This window comes from Micromonospora arborensis (assembly GCF_003205615.1).
GTDB classification, from domain to species: Bacteria; Actinomycetota; Actinomycetes; order Mycobacteriales; family Micromonosporaceae; genus Micromonospora; species Micromonospora arborensis.
Window position 1 is genome coordinate 128,713 of sequence record NZ_PYBV01000016.1, and the last position, 25,014, is coordinate 153,726.

Annotated in this window: 23 protein-coding genes and 1 pseudogene; 8 read left to right on the forward strand and 16 right to left on the reverse strand. The window is 72.6% G+C overall.

What is annotated here, in order from left to right; all coding sequences use genetic code 11:
- Positions 1–91: 91 nt before the first annotated feature.
- Genes trpA through trpC form a run of 3 tightly spaced genes read right to left on the reverse strand, consistent with a single transcriptional unit; the run spans position 92 to position 2,977 of the window.
- Positions 92–895: a tryptophan synthase subunit alpha gene (gene trpA, locus C7C45_RS13720; protein WP_110564039.1), complete on the reverse strand. Its 804-nt coding sequence runs from the start codon at positions 893–895 to the stop codon at positions 92–94.
- 1 nt (position 896) lies between these two features.
- Positions 897–2,135, reverse strand: a complete 1,239-nt coding sequence (trpB, locus tag C7C45_RS13725) for a tryptophan synthase subunit beta (RefSeq protein ID WP_110564040.1) — start codon at positions 2,133–2,135, stop codon at positions 897–899.
- A 38-nt stretch (positions 2,136–2,173) separates the two neighbouring features.
- On the reverse strand, positions 2,174–2,977 hold the full coding sequence (gene trpC / locus C7C45_RS13730) for an indole-3-glycerol phosphate synthase TrpC (RefSeq protein ID WP_172862221.1): 804 nt from the start codon (positions 2,975–2,977) through the stop codon (positions 2,174–2,176).
- A gap of 487 nt (positions 2,978–3,464) precedes the next feature.
- On the opposite strand from trpC, the gene C7C45_RS13735 reads away from it, so the two are divergent.
- Positions 3,465–3,734: a hypothetical protein gene (locus tag C7C45_RS13735; protein ID WP_110564183.1), complete on the forward strand. Its 270-nt coding sequence runs from the start codon at positions 3,465–3,467 to the stop codon at positions 3,732–3,734.
- A 28-nt stretch (positions 3,735–3,762) separates the two neighbouring features.
- Here the strand turns inward: C7C45_RS13735 and C7C45_RS13740 are convergent, their stop codons facing one another.
- The 6 genes and pseudogenes from C7C45_RS13740 to C7C45_RS13760 all read right to left on the reverse strand — a co-directional run bounded on the left by C7C45_RS13740 (position 3,763) and on the right by C7C45_RS13760 (position 8,655).
- A complete protein-coding gene (locus C7C45_RS13740; protein ID WP_110564042.1) occupies positions 3,763–4,362 on the reverse strand; it encodes a Trp biosynthesis-associated membrane protein in 600 nt (199 codons plus the stop codon).
- On the reverse strand, positions 4,344–5,897 hold the full coding sequence (locus tag C7C45_RS13745) for an anthranilate synthase component I (protein ID WP_110564043.1): 1,554 nt from the start codon (positions 5,895–5,897) through the stop codon (positions 4,344–4,346). Before C7C45_RS13745 ends, C7C45_RS13740 begins: the two co-directional genes overlap by 19 nt.
- Positions 5,894–6,328: a phosphoribosyl-AMP cyclohydrolase gene (gene hisI / locus C7C45_RS34985; RefSeq protein ID WP_110564184.1), complete on the reverse strand. Its 435-nt coding sequence runs from the start codon at positions 6,326–6,328 to the stop codon at positions 5,894–5,896. Before hisI ends, C7C45_RS13745 begins: the two co-directional genes overlap by 4 nt.
- Before the next feature lie 186 nt (positions 6,329–6,514).
- Positions 6,515–7,195 (reverse strand): annotated as a pseudogene (locus tag C7C45_RS35695) (phosphoribosyl-AMP cyclohydrolase); the annotation flags it as partial.
- A gap of 69 nt (positions 7,196–7,264) precedes the next feature.
- Complete coding sequence (locus C7C45_RS13755; RefSeq protein ID WP_110564044.1) at positions 7,265–8,269, reverse strand: aldo/keto reductase; 1,005 nt, start codon at positions 8,267–8,269, stop codon at positions 7,265–7,267.
- On the reverse strand, positions 8,269–8,655 hold the full coding sequence (locus tag C7C45_RS13760) for a MerR family transcriptional regulator (protein WP_110564045.1): 387 nt from the start codon (positions 8,653–8,655) through the stop codon (positions 8,269–8,271). Before C7C45_RS13760 ends, C7C45_RS13755 begins: the two co-directional genes overlap by 1 nt.
- 111 nt (positions 8,656–8,766) lie before the next feature.
- On the opposite strand from C7C45_RS13760, the gene C7C45_RS13765 reads away from it, so the two are divergent.
- A complete protein-coding gene (locus C7C45_RS13765; protein ID WP_110564046.1) occupies positions 8,767–9,510 on the forward strand; it encodes an ABC transporter ATP-binding protein in 744 nt (247 codons plus the stop codon).
- The gene (locus C7C45_RS13770; protein WP_110564047.1) at positions 9,507–10,262 is read left to right on the forward strand and encodes an ABC transporter permease; all 756 of its coding nucleotides are present in this window, start codon (positions 9,507–9,509) and stop codon (positions 10,260–10,262) included. The genes C7C45_RS13765 and C7C45_RS13770 overlap by 4 nt, the downstream gene beginning before the upstream one ends.
- 136 nt (positions 10,263–10,398) lie before the next feature.
- Here the strand turns inward: C7C45_RS13770 and C7C45_RS13775 are convergent, their stop codons facing one another.
- From C7C45_RS13775 to C7C45_RS13785, 3 genes are all read right to left on the reverse strand, one after another.
- Entirely contained in the window at positions 10,399–11,148 is a 750-nt protein-coding gene (locus tag C7C45_RS13775) for a DUF2470 domain-containing protein (RefSeq protein WP_110564048.1), read from the reverse strand.
- 98 nt (positions 11,149–11,246) lie between these two features.
- Complete coding sequence (locus C7C45_RS13780) at positions 11,247–13,043, reverse strand: ABC transporter ATP-binding protein (RefSeq protein ID WP_244200376.1); 1,797 nt, start codon at positions 13,041–13,043, stop codon at positions 11,247–11,249.
- A gap of 76 nt (positions 13,044–13,119) precedes the next feature.
- The gene (locus tag C7C45_RS13785; RefSeq protein WP_110564050.1) at positions 13,120–15,006 is read right to left on the reverse strand and encodes an ABC transporter ATP-binding protein; all 1,887 of its coding nucleotides are present in this window, start codon (positions 15,004–15,006) and stop codon (positions 13,120–13,122) included.
- 173 nt (positions 15,007–15,179) lie between these two features.
- Here C7C45_RS13785 and C7C45_RS13790 point away from each other — a divergent pair, with 173 nt between their 5' ends.
- The 3 genes from C7C45_RS13790 (at position 15,180) to C7C45_RS13800 (ending at position 18,850) form a co-directional block, all read left to right on the forward strand.
- Positions 15,180–15,809, forward strand: a complete 630-nt coding sequence (locus C7C45_RS13790) for a TIGR03085 family metal-binding protein (protein ID WP_110564185.1) — start codon at positions 15,180–15,182, stop codon at positions 15,807–15,809.
- Between the two features lie 125 nt (positions 15,810–15,934).
- Positions 15,935–16,885 carry a terpene synthase family protein gene (locus C7C45_RS13795; protein ID WP_110564051.1) on the forward strand — a complete coding sequence of 317 codons (951 nt, stop codon included), beginning with the start codon at positions 15,935–15,937 and terminating at the stop codon, positions 16,883–16,885.
- 138 nt (positions 16,886–17,023) lie between these two features.
- Complete coding sequence (locus tag C7C45_RS13800) at positions 17,024–18,850, forward strand: AMP-dependent synthetase/ligase (RefSeq protein WP_110564052.1); 1,827 nt, start codon at positions 17,024–17,026, stop codon at positions 18,848–18,850.
- An 84-nt stretch (positions 18,851–18,934) separates the two neighbouring features.
- On the opposite strand, the gene C7C45_RS13805 is transcribed toward C7C45_RS13800, so the two are convergent.
- Entirely contained in the window at positions 18,935–20,224 is a 1,290-nt protein-coding gene (locus C7C45_RS13805) for a low temperature requirement protein A (protein WP_208641164.1), read from the reverse strand.
- Positions 20,225–20,319: 95 nt separating this feature from the next.
- Entirely contained in the window at positions 20,320–21,777 is a 1,458-nt protein-coding gene (yczR, locus tag C7C45_RS13810) for a MocR-like transcription factor YczR (protein WP_110564054.1), read from the reverse strand.
- Between the two features lie 59 nt (positions 21,778–21,836).
- On the opposite strand from yczR, the gene yczE reads away from it, so the two are divergent.
- Positions 21,837–22,535 carry a membrane protein YczE gene (yczE, locus tag C7C45_RS13815; protein WP_110564055.1) on the forward strand — a complete coding sequence of 233 codons (699 nt, stop codon included), beginning with the start codon at positions 21,837–21,839 and terminating at the stop codon, positions 22,533–22,535.
- 129 nt (positions 22,536–22,664) lie between these two features.
- Positions 22,665–23,126 carry a hypothetical protein gene (locus tag C7C45_RS13820; RefSeq protein ID WP_110564056.1) on the forward strand — a complete coding sequence of 154 codons (462 nt, stop codon included), beginning with the start codon at positions 22,665–22,667 and terminating at the stop codon, positions 23,124–23,126.
- 5 nt (positions 23,127–23,131) lie between these two features.
- On the opposite strand, the gene hisF is transcribed toward C7C45_RS13820, so the two are convergent.
- Together hisF and C7C45_RS13830 are read right to left on the reverse strand one after the other, a co-directional pair.
- Positions 23,132–23,899: an imidazole glycerol phosphate synthase subunit HisF gene (gene hisF / locus C7C45_RS13825; RefSeq protein ID WP_110564057.1), complete on the reverse strand. Its 768-nt coding sequence runs from the start codon at positions 23,897–23,899 to the stop codon at positions 23,132–23,134.
- Between the two features lie 98 nt (positions 23,900–23,997).
- Positions 23,998–24,996, reverse strand: a complete 999-nt coding sequence (locus tag C7C45_RS13830) for an NADP-dependent oxidoreductase (protein ID WP_110564058.1) — start codon at positions 24,994–24,996, stop codon at positions 23,998–24,000.
- Between the last annotated feature and the right edge of the window lie 18 nt (positions 24,997–25,014).

Here is a 25,014-nt window from a genome sequence, read left to right on the forward strand (position 1 = left end):
ACTCACCGGTATACCGCTCAACAGACAGACGTGCGCCGCGCGGCCCGACCGGCGGGCCAGCACGAGCGCCGAGGGATCGGCGCAGCCGGGCTCAGCGGGTGGGGTTGCGGACGCCCTCGGCAAGTTCGGCGCTGAGGGTACGCAGCGCGGCCAGCCCCTCCGCCTCGGAGGGCGCGTCGAGCAGGCACCGGATCAGCGCGCTGCCGACGATCACCCCGTCGGCGTACCCGGCGACGGTGCCGGCCTGCGCACCCGTGCCCACGCCCAGACCGACACCGACGGGCAGGTCGGTGACCGCCCGGACCCGGGAGACCAACGTCGGCGCGGCGTCGGAGGTACGCGCCCGGGCGCCGGTCACCCCCATGACGGCGGTCGCGTAGACGAAGCCACGGCAGTGCTCCACGGTCATCGCCAGCCGCGCGTCGGTGGACGACGGCGAGACCAGGAACGTGCGGTCCAGGCCGTGTGCGTCCGAGGCGGCCAGCCACTCGTCCGCCTCGTCGGGAATGAGGTCGGGGGTGATCAGACCGGTGCCGCCGGCAGCGGCGAGGTCACGGGCGAACACGTCCACGCCGTAACGCTCGACCGGGTTCCAGTAGGTCATCGTGACCACCGGAGCCCCGGTGGCCGCCACCGCCTCGACGATGCGCAGCGTGTCCCTGGTGCGTACGCCCCCGGCCAGCGCGATGTCACTGGCCTTCTGGATCACCGGCCCGTCCATCACCGGGTCCGAGTAGGGGATCTCCACCTCGATGACGTCGACACCCGCCTCGACCATGGCGGTCATCGCGGCGATGCTGCCCTCGACGGTCGGGAAACCGGCCGGCATACAGCCCACCAGCAGTGCCCGTCCGTCGGCGCGGGCCTTGTCGAAGGCCACCCCGATCCGGCTCATCTCACTGCTCCTTGTCGAGGATGCCGAAGTAGTCGCCGGCGGTGTGCACGTCCTTGTCGCCCCGCCCGGAGAGGTTGACCACGATGGTCGGCTCCCGGCCCAGCTCGGCGGCGAGCTTCGGCGCCAACGCGACGGTGCCGGCGAGCGCGTGCGCGCTCTCGATCGCCGGGATGATCCCCTCGGTGCGGCAGAGCAGCTCGAACGCGGCCATCGCCTCGTCGTCGGTGACCGGCAGGTAGCTCGCCCGGCCGGTGTCGTGCAACCAGGCGTGCTCGGGCCCGACGCCCGGGTAGTCCAGGCCGGCGGAGATCGAGTGCGACTCCAGGGTCTGCCCGTCGGCGTCCTGCAGCACGTACGTGCGGGTGCCGTGCAGCACCCCGGCGGACCCGCCGGTGATGCTCGCCGCGTGCCGGCCGGTCGCGACACCCTCGCCGCCGGCCTCGAAGCCGTACAACCGCACGTCCTGATCGCCGACGAAGGCGTGGAAGATGCCCAGCGCGTTGGAGCCGCCGCCGACGCAGGCGGTGACCGCGTCCGGCAGCGCGCCGGTGAGGTCGAGACACTGCTGACGGGCCTCGTCACCGATGCCCCGCACGAAGTCGCGGACCATCGCCGGGAACGGGTGCGGACCGGCGGCCGTGCCGATCAGGTAGTGCGTCTCGTCGACGTTGGCCACCCAGTCGCGCATCGCCTCGTTCATCGCGTCCTTGAGGGTGCGCGAGCCGTTGGTGACCGGAACGACAGTGGCGCCGAGCATCCGCATCCGGGCGACGTTGAGCGCCTGCCGCTCGGTGTCGACCTGGCCCATGTAGACCACACACTCCAGGTCGAACAGGGCGGCGGCGGTCGCGGTGGCCACGCCGTGCTGGCCGGCCCCGGTCTCCGCGATCACCCGGGTCTTGCCCATCCGCTTGGTGAGCAGCGCCTGGCCGAGAACGTTGCGCACCTTGTGCGCGCCGGTGTGGTTGAGGTCCTCGCGCTTGAGCAGCACCCGCGCACCGACCTTCGCGGAGAACCGCCGGGCCTCGTAGAGCAGCGACGGCGTGCCCGCATAGTCGCGCAGCAGCGCACCGAACTCGGCCCGGAAGGACTCATCCGCCATCGCCGTACGCCACGCCCCGTCGAGCTCGTCCAGCGCGGCCACCAGGGCCTCGGGAACGAACCGGCCGCCGAAACGACCGAAGTGGCCGGCGGAGTCGGGCTGCGGGCCAGCCAGCGGGGCCAGCGCGTCGGCGCTCATCGGAAATCCTCTCGGTGGGACGTCACGCCGGCGCGGAGTCAGCGCACCGGCCGGGGCGTTGCCGGGTGGTTACCGGCGTTGACCAGCTCGGCAACCGCCTCGCGGGGGCTCTTCTGCGTGACCAGGCCCTCGCCCACGAGGACCGCGTCGGCACCCGCGGAGGCGTACCGGATCAGGTCGTGCGGACCGCGGACGCCAGACTCGGCGATCTTGACGACGCTGCTGGGCAGGCCGGGCGCGATCCGCTCGAACACCGACCGGTCGACCTCCAGGGTACGCAGGTCACGGGCGTTGACCCCGATCACCTGGGCGCCGGCCTCCAGAGCGCGGTCGGCCTCCTCCTCGTCGTGCACCTCGACCAGCGCGGTCATGCCCAGCGACTCGATCCGCTCCAGCAGGCCCATCAGCACGTTCTGCTCGAGCGCGGCGACGATCAGCAGGACCAGGTCGGCGCCGTGCGCGCGCGCCTCGTGCACCTGGTAGCTGGAGACCACGAAGTCCTTGCGCAGCACTGGCACGGTGACCGCGGCCCGGACGGCCGCCAGGTCGTCCAGTGAGCCGCCGAACCAGCGCCCCTCGGTCAGCACGCTGATCGCCCGCGCCCCACCGGCCGCGTAGTCGACCGCCAGGTCGGCCGGATCGGCGATCTCGGCCAGCCGGCCCTTGGACGGCGACGAGCGCTTCACCTCGGCGATCACCGCCACACCGGGCTTGCGCAGCGCCGCGTACGCGTCCAGCGGTGGCGGCGCCGCCGCCGCCAGTTCACGGATCCGCTCCAGCGGAACCTGCTCCTGGCGTCGGGCGACGTCCTCACGTACGCCAGCCAGAATCTCGTCGAGCACGCTTACGGACGCTGCCTGACCGGCCTCGTCCCCCTCCGCGTGCGCATGCTCAGCAGTCACCAACGGACTCCCCTCTCCGGGCGTCATGGGCCGATGCTAGGGGCAGCCGACCGATGCCGGATGCCGGGGGTATGGCGCTGCTCACGAAAAGGGCTGCGGCATAATGCCCGACTTGCCGTGAACGGCATGTCACGCAGCGCCACCTCCCGTATCGACCGCTGCCACGCGGAACGGAGCCTGGCGGCCACGGTCAGACCGGGCCGATCCATCGATCATGCCACCAGTTCCTCCGCGCCGCCCGTCGACAACGGCGTCGATCGATGTTGTGACCAAGCTCAAGGCCGAACGGACGGCCCCTGGTCATGCCCGAGGCGGGACAGTTGACCGGGCGGTCACGACGGCGAAACGTCGGCCAGTCAGCATCGTCCTCGGGCAGACTCGATGACGCGCCTGCCCCGACCGTCGCAACTCCTCGTGCGAGGTGACCATGAGCATTTCCGAGCCGCAACCGGCCATCGGGCTGACGACCATCTCACGGACGGTGGCGTCGCTCGCCGCCGGGGTGGTGCACTCCCTGGAGCGGGCCGTGGTGGGCGAGGCGCGGATACGCACCGCGCGCGGCAACGCCTGGGAGGCGGTCTGCGCCGACCGGGCCCGCGCCGACCAGCGCGCCGAGCTGAACCGCCTGGTGGCCGAGCTGACCGCCGCCCGCGCCGCCAGTCACCGACCGCAGCGAGACCGTCAGCCCGTCGGCTGACACCCCGTCGACCACACCGGCCCTCGCGTCAGTCGGCCGTCGGGTCCTCACCCCGATCCAGCGCGTTCCACGCCTCGGTGGTCCGCCGCCCGGCCAGCGGCGCTGGCGGCCCCTCCGGGCCGGCCGACGCGGCCTCCGGAGCGGTCCGCGCCGGCCGCTCGTACCGTGCGCCCATCGCCGGCCAGCCGCCGCCGCGCAGCCCCGTCCAGAAACCGCCCGCAGCGGCCAGCAGACCACCGAGCAGGCAGAGCGCCGGCCACTGCCGGCTCACCGAGCCGTCGACGTCGGCGACCAGCCCGTAACCGCCACCGGCCGCCACGGCCAGCGCGAGCACGCCGAGCAGCACACCGAGCGCCCGCCGCAACCCACCACGGGTAGCCAGCACCGCGCCACCGCCCGCCAACGTCACCAGGGCCAGCGCCGGCAGCCAGGGCAGCAACCCGGCACCACTGCGGGCCTCCCGCACCGGTGGCAGCGGCGCCGGACGTAGCGTCAACTCGACCGACCAGTTCCGGGTCGCCGCCCACAGCGCCAGGCCCGCACCGGCCAGGCAGAGCAGGACGGCGTACGTCAACTCGCGCCGCCCCCCGGCGGACCGCTCCCCCACGGTCACCGGGCCGGCCGCAATGTCTCGGCGGCCGCGATCGCCGCCAGCACCGCCGCCGCCTTGTTCCGCGTCTCCTGGTCCTCGGCGGCCGGGTCGGAGTCGGCGACCACCCCCGCCCCGGCCTGCACGTAGGCGCGGCCGTCGCGGATCAGCGCGGTCCGGATGGCGATCGCCATGTCCAGGTCACCACCGAAGCCGAAGTAGCCGACCGTGCCGCCGTAGAGGCCGCGGCGGACCGGCTCCAACTCCTCGATGATCTCCATGGCGCGCACCTTCGGGGCGCCGGACAGCGTGCCGGCCGGGAACGTCGCGGCGAGCGCGTCGAACGCGGACTGGTCGTCACGCAGCGTGCCGGTGACGGTGGAGACGATGTGCATGACGTGGCTGTACCGCTCGATGGTGGCGAACTCGGGCACCTCCACGCTGCCGGGCTGACACACCCGGCCCAGGTCGTTGCGGCCCAGGTCGACGAGCATCACGTGCTCGGCTCGTTCCTTCGGGTCGGCGAGCAGCTCCGCGGCGAGCGTGGCGTCGGCGGCGGGAGTGCCGCCGCGCGGCCGGGTACCGGCGATCGGGTGCAGCAACGCCCGACGCCGCCCGTCCGCGCCACCGGTGACCTTCAGGTGCGCCTCCGGGGAGGAGCCGACGATGTCGAACCCGTCGAAGCGCAGCAGGTACATGTACGGGCTGGGGTTGCTGGTGCGCAGCACCCGGTAGACGTCCAGCGGGTCGGCATGCGTCGGCCGCTCGAAACGCTGGGACAGCACGATCTGGAAGCACTCGCCGGCCCGGATGGCCTCCTTGGCCGCCTCCACCGCCTTCGGGTAGCCGCCGTCGGGCGTACGGCAGAGCACCTCGCCGGCCGGCGGCCGCTCGACGGTGGAGATCATCGGCGGGATGGGCCGGGACAGCGCGGTGGTCATCGCGTCCAGCCGGCCCACGGCGTGGTGGTACGCGGCGGCGACCTGCGGAGCGCGGTCCGGGGCGTCCAGCGGCGGCAGCACCGCGTTGGCGACCAGGATCGCCGAGCCGTCGTAGTGGTCGAGCACCACCAGGTCGGTGGCGAGCATCATGCCCAGCTCGGGCACGCCCAGGTCGTCCTCGGTCAGCTCGGGCAACCGCTCGAAGCGGCGGACCAGGTCGTACCCCAGGTAGCCGACCATGCCCCCGGTCAGCGGCGGCAGGCCGTCCGACGGGTCCCCGACCGGGCCGGCGAGCGCCGCCACCGTCTCGCGCAGCACCCGCACCGGGTCACCTTCGGTGGGCAGCCCGGCCGGCGGCTGGCCCAGCCAGGTCGCCACGCCGTCACGCTCGACGAGGGTGGCGCTGCTGCGTACGCCGATGAACGAGTACCGCGACCAGGCCATGCCGGCCGAGCCGACGCCCTGCTCGGCCGATTCCAGCAGGAACGTGCCCGGCCCACCGGCCAGCTTCCGGTAGACCCCGACCGGGGTCTCCGCGTCGGCCAGCAGCCGCCGGGTGACCGGCACCACCCGCCAGCCGGCGGCCAGCTCGGTGAAGGTGGCCAGGTCGGGGCTGACGGTGCCGTCGGTCATGGGCGTGCCTCCGGAGCGGTGACGGGCAGGTCGGTGAAGAAGCAGGTCCGGTGCCCGGTGTGGCAGGCGGCCCCGACCTGGTCCACGCTCACCAGCAGCGCGTCCCCGTCGCAGTCCAGCGCGACCGAGCGGACGTACTGGTGGTGCCCGGAGGTGGCGCCCTTGACCCAGTATTCGCGGCGGCTGCGCGACCAGTAGGTGGCTCGGCCGGTGGTGAGGGTGCGGTGCAGCGCCTCGTCGTCCATCCAGGCGACCATCAGCACCTCGCCGGAGTCGTGCGCGCGGACCACGGCGGCGACCAGACCGTCGGCGGTGCGGCGCAACTGGGCCGCGATGGCCGGGTCGAGCCGGGACGGGCGGGCCGGGACGGGCGCCACCGGGTCGCTCGGGGCGCTGGGGCCGCCGGTCACCGGCGAGTCAGGTACGGGCACAGTGACCAATTGTCCCGCACGCGGCGCGGGCACCGGCGACCACTCCCGCCGCGGCTGCGGTGCGAGCCCGGCGGGCCGTGCCAGCTGGGCCACGTAGCGATCCAGCCGGCCGTCCACCAGGGCGGCGGCCAGGTCCGCGCCGGCCGCCTCCGCGATCTCCTCGGCGTACGGCCGGATCAACGGCAGGGTGCCGGCGACCAGCCGTACGGCGGCGGCCCAGAGTTGGCCGGTGGACCCCGGACGCAGCCCGAGGCAGAGCAGCATGTCCGCCCGGTAGCCGGGTGGGGCCACCGGCAGTTCCAGGGCCGCCGCGAAGGCCGCCCGGCGGGAGTGGACCCGCACCGACGGGTTGGCCGGACGCAGCACCGACGGGCAGAGTCGAGCCAGGTCGGCCACGGCGAGCCGAACCCCGAGGCGGTCGCTGGCGGCCCGGGCGGATGCGGCCTTACCCAGCGTGGCGATCAGCTCCTCGAGGCGGGGTGGCTCGGCGGGCTGGCAGAGCACCGGCAGGTCGATCCGGGGCCGCCAGTGCGGGTCGGCCCAGAGCAACCGCGCCGGCGCGGTGACCGGCAGCCCGAACGCCCAGTCGGCCGGTTCGCCGAGTCGGTGCACCCAGGAGCGGACGTCGCGGGCGGCCACCGAGACGTGGGTGACCCGACCTGCGGATTCGGCCAGGTACGCCCGCCGCGCGGCGTACGGGGCGCCACCGACCAGCACGTCGAGGTCGACGTCGCTGTGCGCGGTGGCCGCGCGGCGGGCGTGACTTCCGCGCAGCAGGATGCCGACGACCGGCCGCTCGACGGTCTGCCGCAACCGCGCGGCCCAATCCTCAAGAAAACCGCTATTCGGTAACGGAGCGTGACCCACCGAGCCATCGTGCCGTACGTCCGATCAGCGCGCAATGCCCGTTGCCGGACCTGGTGTCCGGTCCGGAGGCTACTGCCCGACCATTCTCATTGCTGCCGCGGGATACCTTTCGCCGGCTGCCGCGCCGGGCGGCAGCGCAGCGCTGAGCCGGGCCAGTTGTTCCGCGCTGAGCTTCAGGTCGACGGCGGCGGCGTTCTCCTCCAGCCAGCGCACCCGCTTGGTGCCCGGGATCGGCAGGATGTCCTCGCCCTGGGCGAGCAGCCAGGCCAGCGCGACCTGCGCCGGGCTGGCACCCAGTTCGGCGGCGACCGCCCGCACCTGGTCGACCAACGCCAGGTTGGCGTCCAGGTTGTCCTCGGCGAAGCGCGGCGCGCCCCGGCGCCAGTCGTCGGCCGCCAACTGTTCGCGGCTCGTGATCGCCCCGGTGAGCAGCCCACGGCCGACCGGCGAGTACGCCACCAGCGCCACCCCCAGCTCCCGACAGGTGGCCAGCATCTCGCCCTCGACGTCGCGGCTGAACAACGAGTACTCCAACTGCACGGCGGTGATCGGGTGCACCGCGTGCGCGGCGCGCAGGGTCGCCGGGCTGACCTCGGACAGGCCGATCAACCGCACCTTGCCGGCACGAACCAGCTCGGCCATCGCCCCGACGGTCTCCTCGATCGGGGTGTCGGGATTCCGACGGTGCAGGTAGTAGAGGTCGATGGTGTCCACGCCGAGCCGGCGCAGCGACGCGTCGCACGCGTCAAGGGCCCAGGCGGCGCTGCTGTCCACGTACGCGCCGGGGGTGCCGGTGCCACCGAAGGCCTCGCCGGTCATCCGGTTGCCGAACTTCGTGGCCAGGAAGACCTCGTCACGTCGGGCCCGCACCACCGGCCCGAGCAGTTCCTCGTTGGCGCCGCGACCGTACATGTCGGCGGTGTCCAGGTGGTTGACGCCCAGGTCGAGGGCGCGGTGCAGGGTGCGGGTCGACTCGGCGTCGTCGCCACTGCCGTAGGCGAAGCTCATCCCCATACAGCCCAGCCCGATCGCTGAGACGTCCGGCCCGGTGGTGCCCATCCGACGACGGATCATCAGTTCTCCTCCTCGGCGCGACGATAGGTGTCGATCTTGTAGTTGAGCACGCTGAGGTCCTCCTCCAACTCGGCCATCCGGCTCAGCACCCGGACTCGGTGCGCCTCCAACAGCGCCCGCCGGGCACCGATGGTGCGGTCGCCCTGTCGGGCCAGCTCGGTGTAGTGACGCATGTCGCGCACCGGCATCCCGGTGCGGCGCAGCCTGGTGAGCAGGAGCAGCCAGTTGACGTCTCCGGCGGTGTACCGCCGACGCCCGACGGCGTCCCGGCCGACCGGCGCGACCAGCCCTTCCTGCTCGTACCAGCGCAGCGTGTAGGTGGTGAGGCCGACGCGTTCGGCGGCCTCACCGACGGTAAGGGTCATCTCTTTGGTGCTGACGTTCACGCTTCCCAGACTTCCAGTTCGAGTGCGCTCGAAGTCAACCGTTGCGTGCACACGGGTATCTCGTCGAGCGTTGAGTCCAACAGTTGATGACTTTTCTTGGGGAGGTGCGCGATGGACCACGCGATAGCCGTCCGCGACCTGGACGTCGACCGGGGCGGGCGGCGGGTGCTGGACGGCATCAGCTGCCGTGTCCCGCGCGGCACGGTCACGGGGCTGCTCGGCCCCAGCGGCAGCGGCAAGACCACGTTCATGCGCGCGGTGGTCGGGGTGCAGGTGATCAGCGACGGGACGGTCACCGTGCTCGGTCAACCGGCGGGCACCCCGGCGCTGCGGCACCGGGTGGGCTACCTGACCCAGGCGCCGAGTGTCTACGCCGACCTGACGGTCCGGGAAAATGCCCGCTACTTCGCGGCCCTGTACGGGCGGGGGCGGGTCGAGGCCGACCGGGCGATCAGCGATGTCGGGCTGGCCGAGGCCGCCGGCCAACTGGTCGCGACCCTCTCCGGCGGTCAACGCAGTCGGGCCTCGCTGGCCTGTGCCCTGGTCGGGGAGCCGGAGTTGGTCATCCTCGACGAGCCGACCGTCGGTCAGGACCCGGTGCTGCGGGCCGACCTGTGGGCCCGCTTCCACGCGATGGCCGCCGCCGGCACCACCCTGCTGGTGTCCAGCCACGTCATGGACGAGGCGGCCCGCTGCGACCGGCTGCTGCTGATCCGACAGGGGCGGTTGATCGCCGACGACAGCCCGGCCGCGATCCGCGCCGCCGCCGGTGTGGACGACCTCGACGAGGCCTTCCTGCGCCTGATCCGGGCGAGCGAGACGCGTCGCGCGACGACCGGACCGGAGGGGTCGTGAAGCCGCGGATCCTGATGGCCACCACCGGCCGCATTTTGCGCCAACTCCGACACGACCGACGGACCATCGCGTTGCTCGTGGTGGTGCCGGCCGCCCTGCTCACCCTTGTCTATTTCATGTACGTCGACCAGCCGACCCCACCCGGGCAGCCGACGACGTTCGACCGGATCGCACTGGTGATGCTGGGCATCTTCCCCTTCGTGATCATGTTTCTGGTGACCAGCATCGCCATGCTCCGGGAACGCACCTCCGGCACCCTGGAGCGGCTGCTCACCACGCCACTGGGCAAGCTCGACCTGCTCTTCGGGTACGGCATCGCGTTCGGGCTGGCCGCCGCCGTACAGGCCACGGTCGCCGCCGCCGTGGCGTACTGGGTCTTCGATCTGGACACCGCCGGCAGCTTCGGGCTGGTGATCGGGATCGCCGTCATCGACGCCGTGCTCGGCGTCGCCCTCGGGCTGCTCTGCAGCGCCTTCGCCCGCACCGAGTTCCAGGCGGTGCAGTTCCTGCCGGTCGTGGTGGTCCCCCAACTGCTGCTCTGCGGGCTGTTCGTGGCCCGTGACCAGATGGCCGGTTGGCTCCAGGCGCTCAGTGACGCCTTCCCCCTGTCGTACGCCATCGAGGCGTTGCAGGAGGTCGGCACCCACGCCGAGCCGACCGGCAGGATGTGGCGCGACGTGGCGGTGGTGCTCGGCGCGGTGGTGGTGGCGCTGGTGCTCGCGGCGGCGACCCTGCGCCGCCGCAGCGGCTGACGACTCCAGGTCGCCGATCTGGGGGTATCCGTCGTACGGGATACCCCCAGCTCGGCGATACGGAGTCGATCAAGCCGCGAGTGGGCGGCGGCGGTCAGCGCCGCGGTCGATCAAGCCGCGAGTGGGCGGCGAGCGGTCAGCGCTGCGGGCGGGCGTCGGCCGGGAGTCGCAGCGGCGGTAGCAGTCGCGGCAGTTCGGCCGGGTCGGCGATCGGGCCGGGGAAGGCCAGCCTGATCCGACGTCGGGCGCCGGGTCGGCCGAGCGCCACCACCAGCCCGTAGCGGTCGATGCGCACCACCCGGGGCGGCCCGTCGGGGGCCTGCTCGGTCAACCCGAGCTGCCGGCGCAGGTACGCGGCCACCTCGGCGCCGTCACGCTCGGCGAGGTCGGCGAGCAGACGCGCCTCGACCGGGTGCACCGGGTCCGGCTCCGCCTCGGCGTACTCCCCCGGGTCGACCCGGTGCACGACGCCGGCCCGCTCCCAGCGGACCTCGACCACGTCGAAGCGGAACAGCCGGAACCGGGTGCCCAGGTCGAGCAGGTCGCCGGTCGGCTCCACGGCGGCGAAGTCGACCGCCGCGCGGCGGGCCTCGTCGCCGTGTAGTTCACCCGCCCAGCCGGAGACCCAGGCTCGGCCCAGGCCGGGCGCTCCGGCGGCGGGTGGCAGGTCGAGCACGTCGAGCACCACCGCGACGTCGTTGCCCCCGGTGACCGGCTGCAGTGCGGCGGCCAGGTGGCTGGCTACCGGCACCAGCAGCAGCACCCGCCCGTCCGGGTCGGTCACGTGCCGGGCGTGGTGCGGGCCCGGCCGGTGCGCCAGGTGGACCAGGCCGGGCAGGCGGCCGGCGACGAGGGTACGAACGATCTCGGCGGGGTTGGGCCGCATGGGCGCGACTCCTTCAAAGGTTAGGCTTACCTAACCCGGAGCCTAGAGCACCTGACCGGCGGCGTCCACCACACCCACGCATCCGGAACGCCACCGCGTCACCGTGTCTGCTCCAGCCAGGAGGCGTAGAGCAGGCCGTAGACCGAGTCGGCATCGCGGACCAGCTCGTCGTGCGGACCGCGCTGCACCACCCGACCCCGGTCCACCACGATCACCTCGTCGGCGGCCTGCGCCGTGGAGAGCCGGTGTGCGATCGCGAGGGTGGTCCGACCCCTGGTGACCGCGTCCAGGGTGCGTTGCAACCGCACCTCGGTCGCCGGGTCCACCGCGCTGGTCGCCTCGTCCAGCACCAGCAGGTCCGGGTCGGCCACGTACGCCCGCGCCAGCGCGACGAGCTGCCGCTCGCCCACACTGAGCGCCTCGCCGCGCTCGCCGACGGGGGTGTCCAGACCCGCCGGCAGACCCTCCAGCCAGTCCGACAGGCCCAGCTCGGTGAAGGCCGCGCTCAACTGCTCGTCGGTCAGCTCCGGCCGGGCGAACCGGACGTTGTCCCCCACCGTCGCGTCGAAGAGGAACCCGTCCTGCGGCACCATCACCACCCGGGACCGCAGCGAGTCGAACCGGACCTCCGCCAGCGGCACCCCGGACAGCAGCACCGCCCCGGCCGACGGGTCCATCAGACGGGTCAGCAGCTTCGCGAAGGTGGTCTTGCCGCTGCCGGTCTCACCGACCACCGCCACCCGGCTCTTCGCGGGGATCTCCAGGTCGATGTCGTGCAACACCGGCGGGCCACCCGGGTAGGCGAACCGCACACCGGCGAACCGGACGTCCAACGGCCCGCCCGGCAGCTTGCGCCCCTGCTCCCCCGGGTCGGCCACGTCGGGGGCCACGTCCAACACATCCAGCACCCGACGCCAACCGGCGATCGCGTTCTGCGCCTCGTTGAGCACCTCGGTGGCGATCTGCACCGGCTGGATGAAGAGCGTCACCAGGAAGAGGAACGCGGTCAGCTGACCGATCGACAGCGTGCCGTCCACCCCCAGTGTCACCCCGAGCACCACCACACCGGCCAGGGCCAGCCCGGCGGCCAACTCGCCGACCGAACTGCCCACGATGCTGATCCGGATCGCCCGCTGCTGCGCCACACGCTGCGCGTCGATGGCCTCGTCCAGCCGCCGCGCGGTGCGCCCCGCGATCCCGTAGGCCCGGATCACCGGCGCGCCCACCACGCTCTCGCCGATCGTGCCGAGCAGCGTGCCGGTGCGCTGGCGCACCGTCGCGTACGCCGTGCCGAGACGGCGCTGCAACTGCCGGATGACGAACACCGCCGGGAGGAACGCGACCAACACCACGAGGGTCAACTGCCAGGAGTACGCGAGCATGACGGCGGTGGTGACCACCAGCTGACCGAGGTTGACCAGCAGGATCACCCCGCCCCACTGGAGGAACTGGGTGATCTGGTCGACGTCGCTGGTCACCCGCGAGACCAGCGAGCCACGCCGCTCCGACTGCTGGTGCAACATGGACAGGTCGTGCACGTGCCGGAACGCCCGCGTCCGCACATTGGCCAGCGCCGTCTCGCTGACCGTGAACAGCCGGCGCATCATCAGGTAGCCGCAGATCGTCGTGATCGTCAGGATCAGTGCGGTGATCGCCACCACCGACCAGACCACATCCAGATTCAGGCCACCGACGATGCCCCGGTCGATGCCCTGCTGCACGGCGACCGGCACGGCCACCCGACCGACCATGTAGACCAACGCCAGGAGCAGGGTGCCAGCCAGCCCCGTCCGAAGCTCCGGCGAGAGCGCCAGACCCCGGCGCAGGGTCTGCCAGGTCGTCTCCTGCTTCTCAGCGGTCTCAGACGTCTTCTCACTGGTCACAGACGTACTCAACGCTGCACTCCTCGCGCTCACCGCGCTGGCCTTTCGTTCGCGACTGCGGGGCTCCGCTTCGCTGCACTCCTCGCGCTCACCGGTCCACCTCGATTTCCAGGCCGGACGGCAGCGGCGCGACCTCATCGCCGTACGGGCTCTCCTGCGCGCGCTCGACCTCAGCCTGCTCGTACGCGGTGACCAGGTCGACGTAGCCGGGCACGGTTGCCAGCAACTCGCTGTGCGTGCCCCGGGCGACCACCCGCCCCTGCTCCACGTAGATGACCTCGTCGGCGAGCGCGATGGTGGCCCGGCGGTACGCCACCACCAGGATCGACGCGGCCGGCACCCCCGGCTCGGCGGTCGACGACCGCAACCCGGCCAGGATGGCGGCCTCGACCCGCGGGTCGACCGCGCTGGTCGCGTCGTCGAGCACCAGCAGGCGCGGCCGGCCCGCCAGCGCGCGGGCCAGGGTGAGCCGCTGCCGTTGCCCACCGGAGAGCGAGGTGCCCCGCTCACCGACCATGGTGTCCAGACCGTCGGGCAGCGCGGCGACGAACCCGTCCGCCTCGGCCAGCCGCAGCGCCGCCCAGACGGCCTCGTCGTCGATACCCGGGCGGTCGAGGGAGATGTTGGCGCGGACCGTGTCGTCGAAGACGAAGGGCACCTGGGCGACCAGCGCCACCGTGCCGGCCAGCGACGCGGCGGTCAGCTCGCGCACGTCCACCCCGTCCAGGCAGACGGTGCCGGAGTCCGGGTCGACGAGCCGGACCGCCAGCGAGGCGATTGTCGACTTGCCGGCGCCGGTGGGCCCGACCAGTGCCACCGTCCGGCCGGCCGGCACGGTGAAGCCGACCTCACCGAGCACCTGCGCGCCGGGCTGGTGGGCCTCGGCGGGTGGGTAGGAGAAGTGCACGTCGCTGAAGGTGAGGGTGGCCGGGCCAAGCGTGCCGGCCGAGTCGAGGACGCGTTGCCCGTACGGCATCTCGCCGGTGGCGTCGAGCACCCGGCGGACCCGGTCCCAGCCCGCGACGCTGCGCGGCAGCTCGGCCAGGACCCAACCGATGGCCCGCACCGGAAAGGCCAGCACGGTGAAGAGGAAGGCCACGCTGACCAGCTCGGTCACGCTGATCGCGCCCTGGCGCAGCCGGAACGCCCCGACCACCAGCACCGCGAGGGTGCCGATGCTGGGCAGCGTCTCCAGCAGCGGGTCGAAGACGCCGCGCAGCCGGCCGACCGCGATCAACGAGTCGCGTAGCTCGCCGGCCCGGCCCGCGAACCGGGCGGTCTCCTGAGCCTCGCGGCCCATCGTCTTGACCACCAGGGCGCCGTCGAAGCTCTCGTGGGCGATCCCGCTGACCTCGGCGCGCAGGCGCTGCGCCCGGGCCTGCCGGGGCGCCATCCGGCGGGAGTAGACCACGTTGAGCGCGAACAACGCCGGAAAGACCGCGAGACCGACCAGGGCGAGCGCCCAGTCGGTGGCGAAGAGCGAGACGATCGCGCCGACCAACATCACCAGCGTGCCGACCGCGAAGGGCAACGGCGCGATGGGGTACCAGGCCGCCTCGACGTCGGAGTTGGCGTTGGACAACAGGGTGCCGGTGGAGTTGCGGTGGTGCCAGGACAGCGGCAGCTCCAGATAGCGGCGGGTGACCCGGCGGCGGTAGGAGGCCTGGAGGCGGTACTGCATGTAGCCCGCCCCGAGGCGGCGGCCGATGATGCCTGCCACCCGTAGCACGCTGATCCCGAACAGCGCGGCCGCGGCCAGCGCGAGCGTCCCGGTGCCCACCTCTCGGCGGGAGATGGCCGGCAGCGCCACCTCACCGACGACCGTCCCAACGACCCGCGCGCTGACGATGATCATCCCGCCGAAGAGCACGCTGCCGACGACCGCGACCGCGAAGATCCGTGGCTGCTCGCGGATTGCCTGCCGCAGGACTCCCAGCCCTCGGCTGAGCACGTCCCGACTTGTCTTGCTCGCCACACTTTCCCCCGCCGTAAGCCACAATTGTCTCCCTCATCCTTACCGGTCGGGGCCAGCGGTGCCGACCCGGACGGGATATGTCGACCATCACGTACCGGACGGCGACGAGCGGCGGGCGCCGGCCCGGCGGCTGGCGCCGCGCGCCGACGGGTGACCGGGCCTACGATCGGGCCATGCCGCGGTACGCCCGAGCCGAGCGCGAGGCGCTGGCCGATCTCCTGCTGGCCCTCGGGCCGGACGCTCCGACGATCAACGAGGGCTGGGTGACCCGTGATCTCGCCGCGCACCTGGTGCTGCGGGAGCGCCGCCCGGACGCGGCCGGCGGGATCGTGTTGCCGCCGCTGCGCGGTTACGCCGAGCGGGTCCGTCGCGAACTCGCCGCGCGGCCCTACCCGGAGCTGGTGGCACAGGTGCGACGGCCGCCGCTGTGGAGCCCGGTCAGCAACCCGGTGACCGACGAGTTGGCCAACACGATGGAGTTCTTCATCCACCATGAGGACGTGCGGCGGGCGGGCGCCGGGTGGCAACCGCGCGAGCTGCCCGCCGGGCTGCAGAGCGCACTCTGGAAGCGTGCCGCCCCGCTGGCTCGGCTCGCGCTGCGCCGCTTTCCGGCGGACCTCTACGTGCAGGCGCCCGGTCACGGCGAGATATCCGTCGGTCGTGGCGGCGAACCGCTGCGGCTGGTCGGCCCCCCAGCCGAGCTGGCCCTGTTCCTCTCCGGCCGGCAGCGGGTGGCCCGGGTCCAACTGGACGGTCCGACGGAGACCGCGCGTCGGCTGCGCGCCACCAGCCTGGGAATGTAACCCTCTGTGCTTAAACGGTCACAGTCTCACTGTGGCGCACCCCACACCCAGCGACATTCGCTGATATCTTCTCCCGTACGCTTCACCGCGCCGCTCCGCGCCGGGTGGCGCGAGTGGGGGCTATTGTGCGAAGTTTCGCGATTTCGGCACTCCGGGAGCCACCGTTTCCGGCGGGGCGCCACAAGGCCACGGATCGAGTAGCGAGCGAGAGCGTCGACTGGGCTCGCACCTTCGGCCTGATCGATTCCGGCCACCGGGTTCATCGACTACGGCAGGCGGATGCCGCCGGCCTGGCCGGACGGGCCTGCCCGGACGGGCCGGAGGACGGCCTGCGGCTGCTCACCGACCTGATCTCCTGGCTCTTCGTGATGGACGACGCCTGCGACGAGGACGATCTCGGCGCGGACCCAGCCCGGCTGGCAACGACCATCGGGAGCCTGCTCGACGTGCTGGACCGGTGCGGCGAGCCGGACCGTCCACCGGGCGCCGATGCCGGCCCGCTCGGCGCCGCGCTGCACGACCTGTGCCGCCGGACCCGGGCCCACGGCCGACCGGAACAGCTGCTGCGGTTCGCCAGCCAGGTGCAGGCGTACCTGCTGGCACTGCTCTGGGAGGCGACCAACCGGGAGCGTCGGCGGGTCCCCGCGGTCGCGGAGTACGTGCAGATGCGCCGGCACACCGGCGGCGTACGCCCGTGCCTCACCCTGACCGACCTGGCGTCGCCGCGACCACCCGGGTCGGCCCAGCACGCCGATCCAAGGTTGATCGCCCTGGATCTGCTGGCGGTGGATCTGGTCTGCTGGTGCAACGACCTCTTCTCCTACGGCAAGGAGAGCGAGGTGGACCCGGACGCGCACAACCTGGTGACGGTGATCGCGCGCAACAGCGGCGCGGACGAGTCGGCGGCGCTGCGGGCCGCGGCGCACCGGTTCAACCAAGGGCTGGCGGCGTACCTCGATGCGGAGGAAGCGCTGCTGGCCGGTGGGGACGACGGACTACGCCACGCGCTGGCCACACGGCGGAACTGGGTCCGGGCCACCTACGACTGGTCACTGGTGGCTGCCCGGTACGCCTGATTCGGCCGTACCGGCCGGTGGGTGCGGGCGGCCGGACGATCACCGGGGCTAGCCGACGCACCGCGCCAGGCAATACTCTTCGGTAACCACCATGACGTGACGACCGTCACGCCACCACCCCCGAAGGCGGCTACAGCGATGGCTCTCGATGTACCGTACCGTTCCATCCCGGACATGTTCCTCAAGCGTGTGGCGGCCACCCCCGACCGGTCTGCGTTTGCGTCCCCGGCCCCCGACGACTCGGGGCCGGTCTGGCTGACCTGGGATCAGGTCGGCCAACGCGCCAAGGCGGTCGCCGCCGGCCTGCACGGCCTGGGCATCGGCCAGGAGGACCCGGTAGCGATCCTCGCCAACACCCGGCTGGACTGGGTGATCGCCGACCTCGGCATCATGTGCGCCGGCGGGGCGACCACCACCGTCTACCCGACCACCGAGCCGGCGGACGCGACGTACATCATCGCTGACTCCGGGTCGAAGGTGCTGTTCGCGGAGAACCCGGCCCAGGCGGCGAAGATCGGCGGCGCGGACCTGCCCGCACTGACCCACGTGGTGCTCATCGACGGCGCCGTCGACCCCACCGCCGCGATCCCACAGCTGACGCTCGCCGAGCTGGAGGCGCGGGGCACCCGCGCGCTGGCCGCCGAACCCGATCTGATCGACATGCTCGTGGCCGGCATCGGCCCCGACCACCTGGCCACCCTGATCTACACCTCCGGCACCACCGGCCGACCCAAGGGCGTCGAGCTGCTGCACGGCGGCTGGTGCTGGGAGGCCGTGGCGCAGGCGGACGTCGGGCTGCTGCGCGACGACGACCTGCAGTACCTGTGGCTGCCGCTGGCCCACTCGTTCGGCAAGACGCTGCTCTGCGGCGCCATCCACGTCGGGCTGCCCACCTACGTCGACGGGCGGGTGGAGAAGCTGGTCGACCTGCTGTCGGTGATCCGTCCGACGCTGATGTGCGGCGCCCCGCGCGTGTTCGAGAAGGTCTACAACCGGGCGGTGACCACCGCGCAGGGCGCCGGCGGCGCGAAGGCGAAGATCTTCGCCTGGGCCGTTGGCGTCGGCACGGAGAAGGTGTCCCTGGAGCAGGCGGGCAAGCCGGTGCCGGCAGGGCTGAAGCTGCGCTACGGGCTGGCCGAGAAACTGGTTTTCAGCAAGCTCCAGGCCCGCCTGGGCGGCCGGATGCGGGTGCTGGTGTCCGGTGCCGCGCCGCTCAGCCCGGAGATCGCCACCTTCTTCGCCGCGGCGAACCTGCCGATCTCCGAGGGCTACGGCCTGACCGAGACCAGCGCCGGCAACTTCGTCAACCCGCCGGCGGGGCTGCGGATCGGCACGGTGGGTCGAGCCATGGGCGACCTGGAGTGCCGGATCGACACCGACGGCGAGATCCTGGTGCGTGGTCGGCCGGTGATGCGCGGCTACCACAACCTGCCGGAGGAGACCGCCGCCGCGTTCACCGAGGAGGGCTTCTTCCGTACCGGTGACATCGGCACCCTCGACGAGCAGGGCTACCTCCGGATCACGGACCGCAAGAAGGACCTGGTCAAGACCTCGGGCGGCAAATACATCGCGCCGTCGCACATCGAGGGAATGTTCAAGGCCATCTGTCCGTACACCTCGCAGGCGGTCGTCGTCGGTCAGGCCCGCAACTTCTGCACGATGCTCGTCACGTTGGACCCGGACGCGGCCCGGGGCTGGGTCGCCGGCGGCCCGTTGGAGGGTCGCAGCTACACCGAGATCGTCACCTCGCCGGAGGCTCAGACGATGGTCGAGGAGTACGTCGCCCAGCTCAACGCGAAGCTCAACCGCTGGGAGACGATCAAGAAGGTGGCCATCCTGCCGCGCGACCTGACGATCGAGGACGGCGAGATCACCCCGTCGTTGAAGATCAAGCGGCGTGGTGTGGAGAGCAACTTCGCGGCCGAGATCGACAAGATGTACGCCGGCACCCTCGCCGAGCTCTGAGCCAGCCCCGGAGTCGGCTGCCGGCGGCCCCGCACCCACCACCATTCGGGGCCGTCGGCGCCTGCGTGCGCGGCACGAACGGAGTCAGCGGCCGCCGGCCGGGGCAGGGCCGGCGCCGTGCTCGGCGAGGAAAGCGTCGCGCAGCTCGCGCCGGGCAGCACCGAACAGCCGCACCTCGGCGACCACCATGGCGACACAGACCACCGCCAGCACGCCCAGCGCGGCCAGGGCCGGCAGCCGGTCGGCCACCGGCAACAGCGCGATCAGCAGCAGCACCGTCGCCGCCCGGGGCCAGTTGACCGAGCTCATGCTGCGCAGCCGGAAACAGAGGTGCCCGAGCAGGTAGAGGATCACTCCACCGTAGAGGGCCAGCAGACCCCACCCGTGCAGCGGGTCGCCCAGCTTGTGGTGGGTGCTGTCCCCCACGTACCCCAGCACCTTCTTGAAGCCGAGGGCGAGCAGGATGATGCCGGCCACCATCGGCAGGTGCAGATAGGTGTAGGAGTCGCGGCCGAGCGCGGCGCGGGCGACGCCCTCGGCCCGGTGGAGCACCCGCTCGGCAGCGATCGACACCACGTCGAAGTACGCCCACCAGAGCGCGGCGGTGACCGTGATGGCCAGCGCCGACGCGATGATGATCGGCCAGGAGATGGGCAGCGCGGTGGCCCCCACGCCGATGGCCACCAACGACTCGCCGAGCGCGATGATGATGATCAGGCCATGGCGTTCGGCCCAGTGCGCCGCGGAGAAGATGCGCCATCCGCGCGCCCCGATCGCCATGATCCCGCCATAGTCGACGGCCAGCGCGAGCACCCACAGCACCGTACGGATCGTGCCGACCTGCTGCGGCGAGTCGGTCAGCCGCTGCGGCACCAGAGCCGCGGAGAAGAGCAGCAGTGCGCCCGCGAGCATCGGCAGCGCGGCGCGCAGCAGTTGCCGGCGCAGTCCGGCGTCGCCGCGCGCGGCGAAGAAGTAGAGGACCAGGTGCAGCACCCGGACGACCAGGTAGCAGGCGGCGAAGACCACCGGGCCGGAGAGCCCGCCGGGCAGGTCGTCGAAAGCCTCCGGGATGGTCACCGCGACCACGAACATGGTGGCCATCACGGCGAAGAGCACCACCCGTAACAGGCCCTCGTCGACCCGGACGGTGTTGCCCAGCCAGGCGTAGCAGCACCAGCACCACCAGAGCACGGCCAGTAGGAGCAGCCCCCGCAGCAGGCCACCGGCGGTGAGGTCGTCGGCCATCAGCGCCGTCACCTGGGTGAGCGCGTAGACGAAAACCAGATCGAAGAAGAGCTCCAGCGGGGTCACTGTGGAGCCCTCGGTCATCACCCGCATCCGCGACGCACGCCGCGTTCTGTCGCCATCGGTCACGGCCGACAGTCTGGCAGGCCGGCGCGAGCCGGTGGCGCCCGTTGCGGCAGCGCGCCGCCGATCCATCCGAGACGCCCGCTCGGCGCAGTGGGGCCTCAGGCGATGACGGAAGGCTCCCGCCACCGCTGCGGGCCGGCCCGGTCCAGGTCGTAGCGGACCGCCGCGATCCGCCCGACGGCCTCCACCAGGTCCGCGGCGGGCAGGGTGAACGGCAGCCGCAGGAAACGCTCCAGGGTGCCGTCCAGGCCGAACCGGGGGCCGGGTGCCAGTCGTACGCCGACCTCCTCGCTGGCCCGGGCCAGCGCGCTGGAGACCGGCCCGTCCAACTCGGCCCAGAGCGTCACGCCACCGCGTGGCACGGTGACCCGCCAGTCCGGCAGCCGGTGCGCCAGCGCGCCGAGCAGCGCGCCGCGCTGGGCGGCCAACTGCACTCGTCGGTCGGCGACGATGGCGTCGGCGTCGGCGAGCAGGTGCACCGCGACCAGTTGGTCCAGCACCGGGCTGGCCATGTCCACCCCGACCCGGACGGCGGCCAGCCGCTGCACCTGCGGCGCGGAGGCGCGCACCCAGCCGATCCGCAGGCCGCCCCAGTACGGCTTGCTCATCCCGCCGATGCTGATCACCCGGCTGTGTCGGTCGTAGACAGCCACCGGGGGTGGCAGCTCGGTGCCGTCCAACGCGAGGTCCACGAAGGACTCGTCGATGATCAGGTCAGTGCCGACCGCGTGGGCGGCGGCCACCACGCGCTCGCGGAGCGCGGCGGGCATCAGGTGCCCGGTCGGGTTCTGGAACTCGGGGATCAGGTAGGCCAGCTTGGGCCGGGTCTGCCGGAGGCTTGCCAGCAGCAGGTCGGGCTCCCAGCCGCCGCCGTCGGTGGCCAGGCCGTGGGTGGTGATGCGGGCTCGCCGGCCGGCCAGCGCGGCGAGCGCGTTGGGGTAGGTCGGGGACTCGACCAGGACGTTGCCGCCGGGGGCCAGGGCGAGTCGCAGCACCAGGTCCAGTGCGTGCTGGGTGCCGCTGGTGACCATGATCTGGTCGGCTGAGGTGGGCAACCCCCGGGCGGTGTACGCCTGAGCCACCGCCTCGCGCAGCTCGATGATGCCGGTCGGGTGGTAGCCAGCCCCGCCCAGGTAGCGGGGCAGGTCCTCGGCGGCCGCACGGGCGGCTGTCAGGAGTTGCGGCGGGGCGGCCAGCGCGGCGACGCCGAGGTCGAGCATCTCCCGGTCGTCCAGCGGGGTCCACAGACCGGTGCTGGCGACCCGGTGGTTGCCGGGCAGCATCGTCCAGCTGCCGGCGCCTCGGCGGCTGGCCAGGTGCCCGGTCTCGCGCAGGTGCCGGTACGCGGCGGTCACCGTGGTCCGGCTGATCCGCAGCGCCTCGGCCAACTCTCGTTCGGCGGGAAGGCGGACGCCCAGCGGTAGCCGACCGTCGGCGAGCAAGCCGCGCACCGTGCTGGCCAGGGCGACGTAGTCGGGGCTGCGGCGGCGACCCGGCAGGGCGTGCCACTGCCCGAGCAGACGGGCCAATTGGACGCCACGCACCTGACCAGTCATGGCCACTCCTCGAATATTGGCTTCTTCCTCCACGAAGATTGGCACCTAGAGTGGCATGCATGGCACTGATTGGCAATCTGCGGCATCGGCCGGTTCGACGACTGACCCAGCTCTACCTCGGCCTCACCCTCTACGGCGTCAGCATGGCCCTCATGGTTCGCTCGGACCTTGGCCTCGACCCATGGGACGTGTTCCACCAGGGGCTGTCCGAACTGACCACGCTCTCCTTCGGCACCGTCACCATCGCCGTCGGCGCGCTGGTGCTGCTGCTCTGGATCCCGCTACGGCAGCGGCCGGGCCTCGGCACGGTCAGCAACGTCGTGGTGATTGGCCTGGTCGTGGACGCCACACTGGCCCTGTTGCCCGCCGGTGGCCCGCTCGGCGTCCGGATCGCGCTGCTGGTCATCGGGATCGTCGCCAACGGCGCCGCCACCGGCCTCTATCTCGGCGCCCAGTTGGGCCCCGGCCCCCGGGACGGGCTGATGACCGGTTACGTGGCCCGCCGACCGGGCCGGTCGGTCCGGCTGGTACGCACCGTCATCGAGGTCACCGTGCTGGCGCTCGGCTGGCTGCTCGGCGGCACGGTCGGTGTGGGCACCGTCGCCTACGCGCTGGCCATCGGCCCGTTGGCCCAGCTCTTCATCCCGCTGTTCGCCGTGCCCGACGGCGCCACACCCGCGTCGGCCACCGCCGGTCCGGGCACCGCGCACCGCCCGCTCCCGCCGGCTGAGCCCGTACCGCCCGCTCCCGCCGGCTGAACCGCATCGCCCGCTCCCGCCGGCTGAACCCTCACCGACCGTCTGCGGACCGGTACGCCGTGGTGGTACAAGATGCCGGATGGGAGGGTGGGTGTTCCCTTCCGCGACGCGCGCCGTCATCATCTCTGCATGGGGGAGAACGGTTGGCGCTGGACGGACGCCTGGATCTTCGTCTCGCTGGTGATCGCGAGCGGGGCAGGGCGGCACCGTCGGTCGGCGACAAGTCGGCGGCCGGAGGGCGTCCGCCTGACCGACGTGCTCTCCACCGCCGATCACCTCAACCACACGATCCCGCAGCGGCACGAGGTGGAGGCCGCGGTCCAGCGGCTGGTCGGCGCCGGGCTGGTCAGCGTCGCCGACGGCTGGTTTCGGATCACCGCCGAGGGTGAGCAGCTCTGGCGTACCCGCCCCCGCGCGGGTGTGGCGACGATGGTAGACACCGTGCAGGGCGTGCTGGCCCGCCGGCACGCGCCCGGCAGCGCCGACTGGATCCTGGACGAGGCCGACCACGCGGCGGCCGTCCAGGAGTACGCTGTCCGCTCGATCCCCACGCCCCGCCGGTCACCGGAGGGGCAGGCCGGAGGGCACTGACCGGGTCAGCGCACCGGGTGGCCGCTGTGCCGCAGCGCGTCCTTGACCTCGGCCACGGTCAGCTCGCCGAAGTGGAAGACACTGGCGGCGAGCACCGCGTCCGCGCCCGCGCCGATCGCGGGCGGGAAGTGGGCCACCTCGCCAGCGCCACCGCTGGCCACCACCGGCACGTCCACGACCGCTCGCACCGCGGCGATCAGCTCCAGGTCGAAGCCCGCCTTGGTGCCGTCGGCGTCCATCGAGTTGAGCAGGATCTCCCCCGCGCCCAACTCGGCGCCCCGGCGTGCCCACTGGACCGCGTCGATCCCGGTGCCGCGCCGACCGCCGTGCGTGGTGACCTCGAAACCGCTGGGCGTGCCGCCGTCGGGCGCCCGACGTACGTCCAGGGAGAGCACGAGCACCTGCCGGCCGAACCGGTCGGCGATCTCCGCGATCAGCTCCGGCCGGGCAATCGCCGCGGTGTTCACGCCGACCTTGTCCGCCCCGGCACGCAGCAGCGTGTCCACGTCGGCGACCTGCCGGACCCCGCCACCGACGGTCAGTGGGATGAACACCGACTCGGCGGTGCGGCGTACCACGTCGAGCATGGTGCCGCGGTCACTCGAGGACGCGGTGACGTCGAGGAAGGTCAGCTCGTCCGCCCCGGCCCGGTCGTACGCGGCGGCCAGTTCCACGGGGTCACCTGCGTCGCGCAGGTCGAGGAAGTTGACCCCCTTGACCACCCGCCCGGCGTCCACGTCGAGACAGGGGATCACCCGCACCGCCACCGTCATGCCACCAGCCTATCCCTCCGTACGGCGACGGTGGCCGACCCGTCGGGCCGGCCACCGTCGGTGCCGTTGGTGCGGTGCCGCGTCGAAGGGGCCCTTCCTCAGACCCGGACGAGCATCTTGCCGAGGTTGTCACCGCGCAGCAGGCCCAGGAACGCCGCCGGGGCGTTCTCGATGCCGTCCACGATCGTCTCGTCGTAGGACAGCGTGCCGTCGGCCAGCCAGCCCGCGACGTCGCGCACGAACGCCGCCCGCACGTCGTTGTGGTCGTTGACCAGGAAGCCGCGCAGGGTGAGCCGCTTGCCGATGACCAGCGCCAGGTTGCGCGGGGCCGCCGGCGGCTCGGTGGCGTTGTACTGCCCGATCATGCCGCAGATGGCGACCCGGCCGTGCAGCTTCATGGCCGAGATCGCCGCCTCCAGGTGATCGCCGCCGACGTTGTCGAAGTAGACATCGACGCCGTCCGGGGCGGCTGCCCGCAGCGACTCGCGGACCGGCCCGTCGTGGTAGTCGAAGGCGGCGTCGAAGCCCAGCGCCCGCAGCCGCTCGACCTTGGCCGGCGAGCCAGCGCTGCCGACCACCCGGCCGGCACCCTTGAGCTTGGCGATCTGGCCGACCAGGCTGCCCACCGCGCCGGCCGCGGCGGAGACGAAGACCGTCTCGCCGGGCTTCATCGCGGCCACGTCCAGCAGCCCGGCGTACGCGGTCATCCCGGTCATGCCGAGCACGCTCAGGTACGCGCTGACCGGAGCGATGCTCGGGTCGACCGGGCGGGCGGCGGTGGCGTCGAGCAGCGCGAACTCCCGCCAGCCCAGCCCGTGCTGGACGGTGGCGCCGACGGCGATGTCCGCCGCCTCGCTGGCCACCACCTCGCCGATCGCGCCCCCGTCGAGGGGTGCGTCGAGCGCGTACGGTGCAACGTACGACTTGACGTCATTCATCCGTCCACGCATGTACGGGTCGACGGACATGTACTGGTTGCGGACCACGATCTGGCCCGGTCCGGGCGTCGGGACGTCGGTCTCGACGAGCCGGAAGGTGTCCTCGGTGGGCCAGCCCACAGGGCGGCTGGCCAGGTGGATCTCGCGGTTGCTGGTCACGGGGTGGTCGTCCTCTCG